The organism is Deltaproteobacteria bacterium (genome assembly GCA_016183235.1).
Classification (GTDB): domain Bacteria; phylum UBA10199; class UBA10199; order DSSB01; family JACPFA01; genus JACPFA01.
Genome location: JACPFA010000008.1, coordinates 1 through 12184, shown reverse-complemented (window position 1 = coordinate 12184; position 12184 = coordinate 1). Strand labels below are relative to the sequence as shown.

General features: G+C 42.6%; 11 protein-coding genes. All 11 read right to left on the bottom strand.

Translation table 11 applies throughout. The features are described 5' to 3' along the window. Positions 1 to 2 precede the first annotated feature (2 nt). Positions 3 to 566, bottom strand: a complete 564-nt coding sequence (gmk, locus tag HYU97_01200; GenBank protein MBI2335365.1) for a guanylate kinase — start codon at positions 564 to 566, stop codon at positions 3 to 5. Next, positions 556 to 1431 carry a YicC family protein gene (locus HYU97_01195; protein ID MBI2335364.1) on the bottom strand — a complete coding sequence of 292 codons (876 nt, stop codon included), beginning with the start codon at positions 1429 to 1431 and terminating at the stop codon, positions 556 to 558. Before HYU97_01195 ends, gmk begins: the two co-directional genes overlap by 11 nt. A 113-nt stretch (positions 1432 to 1544) precedes the next feature. Beyond that, entirely contained in the window at positions 1545 to 2198 is a 654-nt protein-coding gene (locus HYU97_01190; GenBank protein MBI2335363.1) for an FHA domain-containing protein, read from the bottom strand. Positions 2199 to 2214: 16 nt separating this feature from the next. Beyond that, a complete protein-coding gene (locus HYU97_01185) occupies positions 2215 to 2733 on the bottom strand; it encodes an OmpH family outer membrane protein (protein ID MBI2335362.1) in 519 nt (172 codons plus the stop codon). Positions 2734 to 2818: 85 nt separating this feature from the next. Continuing rightward, entirely contained in the window at positions 2819 to 5080 is a 2262-nt protein-coding gene (bamA, locus tag HYU97_01180) for an outer membrane protein assembly factor BamA (GenBank protein MBI2335361.1), read from the bottom strand. Next, complete coding sequence (locus HYU97_01175; GenBank protein ID MBI2335360.1) at positions 5077 to 5748, bottom strand: ABC transporter ATP-binding protein; 672 nt, start codon at positions 5746 to 5748, stop codon at positions 5077 to 5079. The genes bamA and HYU97_01175 overlap by 4 nt, the downstream gene beginning before the upstream one ends. A gap of 3 nt (positions 5749 to 5751) precedes the next feature. Beyond that, positions 5752 to 6966: an ABC transporter permease gene (locus HYU97_01170; protein MBI2335359.1), complete on the bottom strand. Its 1215-nt coding sequence runs from the start codon at positions 6964 to 6966 to the stop codon at positions 5752 to 5754. Next, entirely contained in the window at positions 6959 to 8191 is a 1233-nt protein-coding gene (locus tag HYU97_01165) for an ABC transporter permease (GenBank protein ID MBI2335358.1), read from the bottom strand. Before HYU97_01165 ends, HYU97_01170 begins: the two co-directional genes overlap by 8 nt. A 6-nt stretch (positions 8192 to 8197) precedes the next feature. Beyond that, positions 8198 to 9679: a lysine--tRNA ligase gene (gene lysS, locus HYU97_01160; protein MBI2335357.1), complete on the bottom strand. Its 1482-nt coding sequence runs from the start codon at positions 9677 to 9679 to the stop codon at positions 8198 to 8200. Between the two features lie 46 nt (positions 9680 to 9725). Then, positions 9726 to 11291 (bottom strand): murein biosynthesis integral membrane protein MurJ, encoded by a 1566-nt coding sequence (murJ, locus tag HYU97_01155; GenBank protein MBI2335356.1) that lies wholly within the window; start codon positions 11289 to 11291, stop codon positions 9726 to 9728. 135 nt (positions 11292 to 11426) lie between these two features. Next, positions 11427 to 12029: a DUF1016 domain-containing protein gene (locus HYU97_01150; GenBank protein MBI2335355.1), complete on the bottom strand. Its 603-nt coding sequence runs from the start codon at positions 12027 to 12029 to the stop codon at positions 11427 to 11429. Positions 12030 to 12184 lie beyond the last annotated feature (155 nt).

The window sequence follows — 12184 nt, the reverse complement described above, 5'->3', positions numbered from 1 at the left end:
AATTACCCATTTTTTCGGTAAGATTCAATGATATCCGCAACTACCTGGACCGTCTCGCTTAATTCATGATTCACAATCACGTGATCGTAGTGTTGCTCAAAGGCCAATTCTTGAGTTGCGTTAGCCATTCTTCTAGCAATGGTTTCAGGGCTATCGGTTCGGCGTGAAGCGATCCTGGCTTTGAGACTATCTAGATTAGGTGGTTTAATGAAAATAAGTACGGCCAAAGGGAAAATTTTTTTAATCTGCAAGGCGCCTTGAGGGTCTAAATCTAAAATAACCCCCTGCCCTTTTTGCAAATGCTGTTCTACCAAGTCTTTCCGGGTGCCATAATAAGAACCATGCACTTGGGCATGTTCTAAAAAAGCCCCACGCTTAATTGCTTTTTGAAACTTGGTTTCCGAAACAAAAAAATAATTCTCGCCATCTTTTTCCCCTTTACGGATGGGGCGGGTGGTAGTGCTAATGGAATAATAAAGGTGTAATTTTTTGGCCACTGCTTGGCAAAGAGTTGTTTTTCCAACTCCCGAAGGGCCCGATAAGATAAATAAACGGTCACTCGACATTTTGAATTTGTTCTCTCATCTTCTCAATGGTCTGTTTAAGTGCAACAGTCTCTTGACTAATCTTTGCGCTCGCTGATTTTGAACCCAAGGTGTTGACCTCACGATTGATCTCTTGTAACAGAAAATCGAGTTTTCTCCCAATCGGAGCATCTTCTTTTAAAATCCCTCTAAAATGATGAATATGACTTTTTAATCGAACTAATTCTTCAGCAACATCACTGCGGTCTACATAAAAGGCAACTTCTTGGGCTAAACGAGAGGGATCTAAGGCAATTTCTGAAGGAATTAATTTTGCCAAACGTTCCTTTAATTTTTTTTCATACTGCTCAAGGTTTTCAGGAATATAGGTCTCAATTTCACTTATACTAACCCCGATTTGGTTTAAATAGTTGCCATAGGCCTTGCTTAAGTTTTGCCCTTCGTGCAAACGCATCTTTTCCAACTCTTTAAAACTCTTCAACAAAGCTTTTTTAATAATATCCCAATGTGCTTCTACATTGGCTTCTTCTTCGGCAACAATAACATTGGGGAGCCCAAGCAATACATCAAGGTTGATTTCACCGGGAAGTTTTAATTGGGTTTTTAAGTTTTTGAGTTGAGTTAAGTATTGCTTGATTTGCCGAACATCCAAGTGAACTGGGTGATTCTTAGCCCCATTGATTTCGTCTTTAAAAAAGATATCGATTCTGCCCCGGGTAAAAAAACTTTTTGCCAACTCAAAAACTTTACTTTCCAACACACCGAATCGGGCTGGCAAACGGACATTAATTTCACAAAATTTATGATTAACACTCTTGGCTTCAATGATTACCTTTTTGGCACCTAGCTTAAATTGAGCAGTACCAAACCCGGTCATACTTTTCATGATGAACTCCTAGCTGTACGAAATAACTCGGAATTCAAAAAGAGTAAAAGAAATTTTTGGAATTAATAAGAGAGATTGCTTCGGCTAGCTTGCCTCGCAATGACAGGGTAGCGTTACTCTTTAACCCCAACGACGAATTTCGTGCTACCCACTTCAACCACATCGCCAGGTTTAAGGCTCACACTTTCTACTTCAACCCCATTCACAAAGGTGCCATTTTTGCTCACTAAATCTAAAATGCCGGCACCATGATCATCGTGAAAAATCATGGCATGCAAACGGCTAATGGCGGGGTCATTTAAAATTAAGTCGGGCAAGCGTTTAAAGGCCCCAATACGATCCTTTTCCCCTTCCAACCCACCTATTTCACTTGAGCCCTTGGCCCGTTGCGAAATATAATTCATGACCACTTTTTTAGTAAAATCATCAAGAGAAGTGGTAAAATCCATGCTAAAGACTTGGGTTTTGGTATTGTCTTCAATACTTCGCCCAATGGCCTTACACGTGCCAACCGGAAGTTTGAGCTTCTGCCCTTTGTTTCTTCCTTCGGTGATATCAAATTCAACGATCTTACGACTTTTGGCCGACACAACGCCTCCCTTTTGCACGGGAATTGCCTCTTCTTCTAGCATGATGGGAATACCATCACGTAGCGGATAAACTAAACCACAGGGCTCACAGTACAGGCCTTCCCCACTACTATGCATTCTAATTCCCGCTTTACACTTTGGGCAAGCTAATATTTCTAAAAGTTTGGAGTCGACCACTTTGAATTAGGCCTTATTATCTTCCGTTGAATTTAGCGATGACTTTCCCAGTTACATCTTCAGCTGCAGGGGCATAAACCAATGTGTCTTGGGATTTTTCGAAAATCATCGTGAAACTTTCGTTTTTGCCTATTTCGCTGGTAACTTGTTTGAGCTTAACAATGATATTTTTGGTAATTTCACCCTCTTTGGTAGCCATTTCTTTTTGGAATTGGCCAAGGGTTTTTTGTAATTCAACAAACTTATCACGATATTCTTTTTCTTTTTGTTGGAGAGCTTCTTTGCTTAGGGCCGTGGCCTGTTTTTGTAAATTATCTTTGAGGGTATTGAGTTCGTTTTGTTTTGCCGTTAACGATCTTTGTTTTTCTTCAAACTCCGCTTTAAGCCTTGCTTTAGCAGTCTTGCCTTCATTGACTTCATTGAGGGCCCTTTGAAAATCGACGATACCAATCTTAAGGTTTTCTGCTTTAACCACCAATGGGTTGAAAATGACCACCAGGCTTAAAGATAAAACCCCAAAAAATATTTTACGCATACGATTTTTTTACTCCATTTTTTTTAAAGTTAATTGCTCGCCCCTATAAACCATAGGGTCTGTGAAAACAAGTGTTTTATCGCCACTAGAAAGACGAACCAATCGTAAAATTAAACACGCTGCGGTCTTCCCCAGGCCTACGATTTAAAGGGAACCCCCATTCAAAGCGTAATGGCCCAAACGGAGACACCCATCTGAAACCTACTCCCACGTTAGTACGAACTTTGAGGGGATTTAGGTCTTCATGTTCTGAATAAGCATTGCCCGCATCAAAGAAAACTACCCCTCTGAACCCCCCAGATGGATAAATGGGAAATTCATATTCTAAATTAAAAACAAAGAGTTTATTGCCTCCATACACAAATTCTTCATCAGCTCCGGTGGCTGAACCCGGGATCTGCACTCTTGGCCCAACGGCTCGTAATTCGTAACCTCTTAGTGAGTTAATCCCGCCTGTAAAAAACCTTTCAAATAAAGGGATGGGGTTATCGTTGAGAGATTTGATCCAACCTACTCTTACATTGGCTTTTAACACGGTTTTTAAAGGCAGGTTTAAATAGTAACGTGCATTTCCAATCAGCCTAATAAAATCATTGTCGCCACCCAAACCATTACCCGCATACTCTAGAGAAAAACTCTCATAGTCCCCTTTGGTAGGAGATAAGGCATTGTCGCGCGTATCGTGGTTGACGGTAAACACCCCACTTGAAGTTAGACCATCTTTATTGCGTGTAAATAACTCCGGCACAATGATTGAAAAGTTTTTAAGCGAAACATCTTCGATGCGATACCCCAGAGAAAAAGAAGTAAAATCAAAAAGCCTTCGGCCAAAATTGATTTCTCCGCCCAAAGAATCGCGACGGAATTCATCAAACTCTGAAAGCATTTTGAAGGCATTAACCGACAACATAAAATCAGAATCTAAAAAATAGGGGGTTGCAAAATTTAAAATAAACTGTTGCCGCCGGCTGGAAAGCTCGGCCGATAAAAACCCACTAATCCCTAAACCTAGAAAATTTTGTTTAGAAACCGATGCGGTTAAAATAAAATTTTCGATAGAAGAAAACCCAGCGCCTACGCTGAAGGTGCCAGTGGGACGCTCTTTTACGTTCACATTAAGATTGAGCTGATTGTCTGAACTGCCACGGGGGGTTGAAAATTCAACATTTTCAAAATACCCTAATTGTTGCAATTTGCGTTTGGATAAACGCACTAAACTTTCATTATAAAGACTATTTTCTTTGATTTTTAATTCACGACGAATGACCTTGTCGCGAGTGATATCGTTACCTGAGATAGTGATTTGTTCTACAAAAACTTTATTACCCCGATCGATCGTATATTCAACACTTGCGGTCTTGTCTTCATCGTTAACCCGAGTAAGTGGCTTAATATCGGCAAAAGCATAACCTTGGTTGCCATAAAGCTCTTGAAATCTTGCCATATCGGTTTCGATTTTTTGCTGACTATAAAATTGGCCTGGCTTCACTTTGAGATAGCGAAGCATTTCTTCTTTGCTGGTAAGAATATCCCCTGCAACACCCACCTCACTTACTTTGTAGGGGTCGCCCTCTTGAATGTGGAAGGTTAGCACTAACCCTTTTTTCTTTTCAGAATATTCAATATCGGGCGGGCTCACTTGCACTCGCATGTAGCCCTTGTTGAGATAATGATAGGTAACAAAAGCTACATCGCGCTCGAGCAACTCATCTTTTAATTTCCCCGAACCGGTAAGAAACGACAAAATACTCTTTTTCTTGGTCGCTAGCATGCCCTTTAATTTGCGATCTTTAAAAACCTTATTGCCTTCGAAATGAATGCCTTTGATTTTAACATTTTCATTTTCACTAATTTTAAAAATTAAAATTTGCCCCTGGGCAGTATCGACCAATTCGGTGTGAATGCTGGCCCGGCTATAGCCCTCTTCGGCATAAAGCTCGCGGATTTTATCTTTCGATTCGATAATTTTGGCCTCGCTCACCGGCAGCAGGGGCCGGATGGTGACAACCTCAAGGATCTTCTTTTCACTGATTTTTTTTGCGCCTTCAATTTTAACCCCATAAATAGGTGGTTTTTCGGTAACCCGAACCACCAACACCACGCCTCCACCCGAAGCTACTTTATCAATCGCCACATCACCAAAATAGCCAAGTTTGTAGATGGCCTTAATATCTTCACTGACTTTTTCAGGAACAAAAGCACCCCCTACCTTGCTTACCATGGCGGCTTTGACTTGGCTGGCTTCAATGGTCGTTAAACCCTCTACTTTAATATCGACAATGCGCGGGGCTGCCCATGCGGAAGGTAGCCATAACAACATGGTAAGCAGAGCTAACCACCACCTCATAACAACACTCCATCTTCCATCACGCGATGGTTAGAAAAATGGTTCGCAATTTTTTCGTTATGGGTCACTAAAAGAAGGGCCATATTGGATTCACGTTGTAGGTCTATCATGATTTGAGCAATTTCTTCGCCAGTTTTACTATCTAAATTACCGGTGGGTTCATCGGCTAATAATACTTCAGGGGAGCCGACCAAAGCCCTTGCGATTGCTACTCGTTGCTGTTCCCCCCCAGAGAGTTCTCCGGGCCGATGATCCTTGCGGTGACTTAAACCCACCCTGGCTAGCATCTCTAAGGCTTTCGCGCGAGCATTTTCTTCATCTGATTTTCTAATTAATAAAGGTAACATCACGTTTTCTAAAGCAGTTAAAATTGAAATGAGATGATGAAATTGAAACACAAACCCAATTTTATTATTTCTGAACTCACTCAATTGTTTATCATTTTTTAAAAAAAGCTCTTCCCCCCGATAAAACACTTGCCCTGCGGTTGGGGTATCTAAGGTGCCTAATAAATGTAAAAGGGTTGATTTGCCAGCCCCAGAAGCGCCCAGCACCACCAGTGCCTCCTGTTCTTGTAATTGAAAATGGACACCTTTTAGCACCGCAATGGGTTGGCGCTCTTTGATAAAAGATTTGCTAAGCCCAACGACATTATAAAGGATTGTCATAAATTAAAATTCCACCCGTAAATTTTTGAGGCGAAACAAGGCCAGCCTTCCTGCAAAATAGGCAAGCAGCAAAGTCCACCCCACCACCAACAAGGCCATGGCATAGGAAAAGGCCACCGGGATTTTATCGACCATATAAACTTCGGCACTCACCGGAAGGACTAACCAATGTTTGAGGGAAAATAAAACAATGCCTGCAAAAATAAACCCAAAAACCAACCCGAAAAGGCCTAAATAAACCCCAATCCAACCAAAAATATTTTTAACTCGCCGCATATTCAACCCTAACGCCCGCAAAATAGAGATTTCACGTTTGCGTTCGTGAATCATGAGCACCAACACACCCAAGATATTAAAGCAAGCAATCAACACCAAGGCCCCCATGATGAAAAAAAACACTTTTTTCTCTAAACGTAAGGCCGAAAAGAGTTCGCCATTGAGTTGCATCCAACTCAAAACTCGGTATGACGAACCCAAATCTTCTTCTAATTTTTTGGCAAACTGCATACTTTGCATAGGATCGCGAAGTTTCATTTCTATTCCGGTGATTTTATCTTGAACCCCCACCATGTTTTGTAAAGTGGCCAAAGGCATGAGGGCGACATTGGCATCGTATTCATAATAGCCAGACTCAAAAAAACCAACGACGGTTAAAGAACGAAAAGCATTTAATTTAAGTTTTGTATCTTTTTGCGGAAGAAAAATTTTAAGGGATTGCCCTGGCTCTTGAATACCCAACTCCCTCGCTAGCTTAGAGCCTAAGATCACCGGCCTACTGCCATCGGTAGCATTAAAAATGGCTGGAACGGAAGAAAGTTTTGGCGGGGTTAAATGAGAGAAAATATTGACATCGTAAACCTGATGAAAAGTTTTTGACTCGACCCCTTTAATACTCACGCCTTTCTTTTTGCCTTGGTGAGCGAGGATCCCCTCTAAATAAAGATAAGGGGTGGTGGCCTGTAAAGAGTCACCTAGATGGGCGGCAATTTGATCTGCCAAGTCGGGATCGGATTGCCAAGTCAGCGGGTTAAACACCACCAAATGGGCATTGAACCCCAACAAGGCCTTGTAAAAAGATTTTTCAACCCCCTGCACCACCGACTGAGTAACCAATAAAACCATCACCGCTAAGGCAACGCCACCCACTGCAATAGCTGTCACCAACCGAAAGGGGCCTTTGCGTAACGGCAGATTAAAAAAAATCTTCAATTTATTCATAACGCAGGGCATCCATGACATTTAAACGTGCGGTTTGGCGGGCGGGCAGAATGGCGGCCAACATGCTCACTACCGGGCCAAGGCAAAGGGTTATCAAAATCAACGGCAGATGCACCATCGCAGGCAGCGTTTCAATGTCGTAAGGTTGAGGCAATTGAATATGCCCCCACTGCACCAATAAAACCGCTCCCCAACCTAAAATGAGCCCCACACAAGAACCAACAATGCCAATAAAAAGCCCCACCTGTTTAAACACGCCTGCCGCCTTGGTTGATGGCAGGCCCAAAGATTTCCAAACTGCTATGTCTGGGAAATATTCGGCCACCATGAGGGTGAGCATCGACACAATATTAAAAGACGCAAACACCACCATCATGACCAAAACAATCTGCATGGCTAAGCGTTCTAATTTTAACGCATGAAATAGTTTGGTGTTCATTTCTTGCCAGGTTTGAATATTTTTTAATTCAGGTAATTGGGCCAATTTTTTCTTGGCAGCAGGCGCTTGATCGGGATTGGGAAACCATAAGGCCACTTGCCAAGGCAAATCTTCTTCAAAAAAACTTTTTGTGTTTTGGGCAGAAACCATGAGGTATTTACCATCATAATTGAGATACCCGGTGCGAAAAGTACCGATCAAACGAAATTGTTTAATCGAAGGAATAGCCTCCCCCGAGGGGTCGACATCGGAGAATGGATAAATAAGATCGACTTCTTCTAAAAGTTCTGGGGCCAAACCCATTTGATTGGCAAGTTCTTCGCCCACGATCACAGTGGGCAAACCTTCGATGGTTTTGCCTAAATCTTCCCAACTTAAACCGCGATAAAAGCGAAGGTTCATGTCAGCATAAGTGCCTGGCTTTGCCAAATCGATCGCACGAATATAAACGCCCTGCCCGCTATCACCTTCACTGAAAACCGATTGCAATATCCCTTCGGCCTCTTGATAAAAGGCCAGCTTTGCCTCGGGATAAAGTTTTTGAATCGTGTTTAAGATAGGTTGGCTTGCACCGTTGCTGCTTAGTTCCATCACCAAGTGGGCATTAAACCCAATGACTTTTTTTTGAATATCACTAAAAAAACCACCCATGACCGCTTGAATAAAAAAGAAGGCCCCACAACTAACCCCCACACCTAAAATGGCCATCCACGATAAGAAAGAAAGAATTTTCGATTGTTTTTTACCGAGTAAGATTTTTTTAGCTAGATAGCGCTCAATTTTCATGACGAGCTATTTATGCCTCATGTGAGGAAACAAGATCACATCACGAATCGAAGGTTGGTCGGTTAATAACATCACCAATCGATCAATGCCAATACCCTCGCCTGCGGTGGGGGGCATGCCATATTCCAAAGCATTGATAAAATCTTCATCGAGCCCCATCGCTTCTTCATCACCGGCTTCTTTGGCTTTAAGTTGTTCTAAAAAACGCCCGCGTTGATCGACCGGGTCGTTTAATTCGCTAAAGCCATTGGCAATTTCACGACCAAAAATAAATAATTCAAAACGATCGGTGAGATCGGGATCTTGGGCATTGCGGCGGGACAGCGGCGACACTTCGGTTGGATAATGGGTAATAAACATGGGTTGAATGAGTTTGGGTTCTACGATGTCTTCAAAAATTTCGGTTAACAAAACGGGCAGGCTTTCTTTGGGGCTAGTGAGCTTGATGTTTTTGGCTTCGGCAAATTGCAGGGCCTTTTCGCGTGAGCCCATGATTTCGGGTGGCACCTTGCCTATTTCAAGCAGTGATTGATAAAGGGGTAGCCGCTTAAAAGGTTTTTTAAATTGTAAAACTTCGCCTTGATAAGTCACGCTGCTGCTACCCACAATGGTTGTGGCTAACTTTTCTAACAAGTCTTCGGTTAGGGTCATCAAATCTTCATAAGTGGCATAGGCTTGATAAAATTCTAACATGGTAAATTCAGGGTTATGTTGAATGCTAATGCCTTCGTTCCGAAAATTGCGATTGACCTCAAAAACTCGTTCAAAGCCACCCACTACCAAGCGTTTCAAATAAAGCTCGGGGGCTATTCTTAAATAGAGGTCCATACCTAACGCATTGTGATGGGTCACAAAGGGTTTTGCTTTAGCCCCACCGGGAATGGGATGCATCATGGGAGTTTCACATTCGAGAAAATCGCGTTCGATAAAAAATTTGCGCATCTCGGCAATGATTTGGGCGCGCTTGCGAAAAACATCTTTCACACCAGGGTTGACAATCAAATCAACATAACGCTGCCGATAGCGGGCCTCAATGTCGGTGAGCCCATGCCATTTTTCCGGAAGATTTCTTAAGCCTTTGCCGGCTAAATGAAAATGCTCGACATGCACACTGAGTTCATTGGTTTTGGTGCGAAATAAATACCCCTCACAATAAGCAAAGTCGCCCATATCAAGGGTTTTAAAGACTTCAAATTCTGTTTCGGGCACTTGATCTTTACGAACATAACACTGCAGGTCGCCACTACGATCCCGCAGGGTGATAAACGCCGCCTTACCAAAAGAACGAATCAATAACACCCTCCCTGCCACTTGAACTTGAACTTTGCTTTGTTCAAGTTCTTCTTTGGTTTTATCATTGTAAGCCCTGACCAATTCACCTAAGGGATGGCTTGGCTTTAACCCATTGGGGTAAGGGTTGATGCCCTTTTCTGCTAACTGCTGGGCCTTTTCTTTGCGTTGTAAATAATATTGATTTTCTTCAGACATGGATAATCCGTTTAATCGGAAGCAACAAAACTATCAAGCAATACTATTAGTTATTGCGTTTAAGGCGCCTTAAAACGGGGGTTAATTCTTCTATCTTAAAAAGTAAGGCGCAGGCTAAATAAATCAATACCCCCAGGGCCATCAGTAAAAGCACCAAGATCAAATGCCCCCAAAGCCCAGAGAAAGAAAATCGAATGAGTTGATTTTCAGCGCCCCATAAACCCAGCCACATGAAGGCCGAAGCTAAGCTCATCTTGAAAATAGGCAACCCTAGCTGGCCTAAACCCAAAGCGCCTACTTGCCGATGTAATAGCCAAATAAGCCCAATGAAATTAGTCACCGACCCCATCGCCACCCCAAAGGCCAAACCATAATGTAACCATGTATCTTTGAGTGAATAACCCACCGCAATATTAACGATCATAGCCGCCACTGCGGCAATCACGGGTTTGCGCGATTCTTGTACTGAATAAAAAAAGGCAGTGAGGATACGATTGGCACTCACAAAGGGTAGGCCCAACACAAAGTATTGAACCGTTCGAGCAGTTTGATGAGAGGCCTCGGCGTCAAACCCACCCCGCTGAAAGAGCAACACCACAATGGGCAAGGCAATAGCCGCAATACCTACACTTGCGGGAATATTGATAAACCAATTAAGACTTAAAGCATCGCGTAAACTTTTTTTCAAAGCATCAGTCTTTTGCTCTGCCACCAAGTGAGAAAAAGAAGGCAAAGCCACCGTAGCAAACGAAATAGCAAAAACCCCCATCGGAAATTCTACAATTCGGTCGGCATACCAAAGAAAACTCACACTGCCGGTGGGTAAATAAGAGGCCATAAAAGTAATGGCAAAAATATTGATTTGATACACCGCTGAACCAATAATACTTGGCACCATTAATTTACCAATCCGCCGAACCCCGGGGTGCAATAAATTAAACGAAGGCTTAAACAAAAAACCCTCTTTAATGAGGTAGGGAATTTGCACCAATAGCTGTAAGGCGCCCCCCAACAACACACCCCAACTAATGGCCACGCTGGGCAGATCAAAAAATTTTTGAAAACCAAAGGCAAAGAGAATAATCCCCAAATTCATAAAAATGGGGCTGGCGGCGCTGGGCCCAAAACGAAAGCGCGCATTGAGGATGCCCATACACAAGGCCGCAAGGCTGATCGTTAAAATATAAGGAAAGGTAATTCGAGTAAGGGCAACGGTTAAGGCAAATTTTTCGGGGTTTTGATTAAAACCATAAGCCGTTGCTTTAACAAACCAACTCGCCCCTACCACTCCACTTACCGCTAATAAAATGAGAAACAAAGTTAAGTAGGTAAAGGTTATGTCACTCACCCGCTTGGCTTCGCTTTCAGATTTTTTGAGATATTCGGTAAAAATGGGAACAAAGGAAACGGTCAAATTACCTTCGGCAAACAAGCGCCGCAACAGATTGGGAATACGAAAGGCCACATAAAAGGCATCGGCGGCTTCCCTCGCCCCCAAAAAATAGGCAATCGCCGTGTCTCGTGCCAACCCCGTTATGCGGCTTAAGAAAGTAAAAAAACTCATCACCCCGGCCCGTTTGGCCATGGCACGCTTACTGGTTAGAACCTCCATATCCTTTCAGCTGTTAGCCGATTAGTGATTGAGTTTCCACTTATTTGTAAGGTGTCATTCTGAATCCGGCAGGAGGGAATAAAAAATAAGATAATTTCAATAAGTTCATTTTCTTCTGTCATAAAATTTTGTTTGTTATTTTATCTTTTTGCTTCGCCTCTTGTTTCTCTTTGCTAAAACTTTTTTAGGAAGAGGAATGCTTCTGCTTTCAATCAATCTCCGCTCCCGATTGATTTCCTGACGCAATTCCTCTTCTGTGGGCAAATAGAGCATGTACTTGGACGCAAAAAGCTGCTTGCTATCTTTCAGTATCGAATAATGAGCAATCGTTTCATTTTTCTTAGTACAAAGAATTAAGCCAATACTTGGGTTGTCTCCTTCAGTACGGTATCTCTCATCAAACATTCTGACATAGCTATCCATCTGTCCGACATCTTGATGGGTTAATTCGCCAATTTTTAAATCGATCAAGAGATAGCATTTCAAAATGCAGTTATAGAAAACTAGATCGATGTAGAAAAAGTTGTCATCAAATTGTAGGCGCCTTTGTCGCCCGATGAAAGCGAACCCCTTTCCAAGCTCAAGAAGAAACGACTGCAGATTATCAATAATTGCCGTTTCCAGATTTCTTTCATGGAATTTTGAAGAGTCAGGCAGGCCGAGAAAATCGAGGATATAGGGATCCTTAATGGTATCAGTCGGCGTTGCGATGATGTGTCCCTTGCGGATCAAATTCATCACACCATCTTTGTCCCGTAAGCGATCACCAAACCCACCCTACACCTTACCTTAAAATCTTGGAATCAATTTTGTGGGGCACGAGTTTTTCGATTTGATCGGCGGTTTGGCATCGGGGCAGTTCAGTCAGCAAGTGCCTCATGTAGGCATAGGGG

Bases quoted from the DNA above. Each gene is read 5' to 3' on its own strand.
- gmk (MBI2335365.1), bottom strand. From the start codon at position 566: ATGTCGAGTGACCGTTTATTTATCTTATCGGGCCCTTCGGGAGTTGGA.
- HYU97_01195 (MBI2335364.1), bottom strand. From the start codon at position 1,431: ATGAAAAGTATGACCGGGTTTGGTACTGCTCAATTTAAGCTAGGTGCC.
- HYU97_01185 (MBI2335362.1), bottom strand. From the start codon at position 2,733: ATGCGTAAAATATTTTTTGGGGTTTTATCTTTAAGCCTGGTGGTCATT.
- bamA (MBI2335361.1), bottom strand. From the start codon at position 5,080: ATGAGGTGGTGGTTAGCTCTGCTTACCATGTTGTTATGGCTACCTTCC.
- HYU97_01175 (MBI2335360.1), bottom strand. From the start codon at position 5,748: ATGACAATCCTTTATAATGTCGTTGGGCTTAGCAAATCTTTTATCAAA.
- HYU97_01170 (MBI2335359.1), bottom strand. From the start codon at position 6,966: ATGAATAAATTGAAGATTTTTTTTAATCTGCCGTTACGCAAAGGCCCC.
- HYU97_01165 (MBI2335358.1), bottom strand. From the start codon at position 8,191: ATGAAAATTGAGCGCTATCTAGCTAAAAAAATCTTACTCGGTAAAAAA.
- lysS (MBI2335357.1), bottom strand. From the start codon at position 9,679: ATGTCTGAAGAAAATCAATATTATTTACAACGCAAAGAAAAGGCCCAG.
- murJ (MBI2335356.1), bottom strand. From the start codon at position 11,291: ATGGAGGTTCTAACCAGTAAGCGTGCCATGGCCAAACGGGCCGGGGTG.
- HYU97_01150 (MBI2335355.1), bottom strand. From the start codon at position 12,029: ATGAATTTGATCCGCAAGGGACACATCATCGCAACGCCGACTGATACC.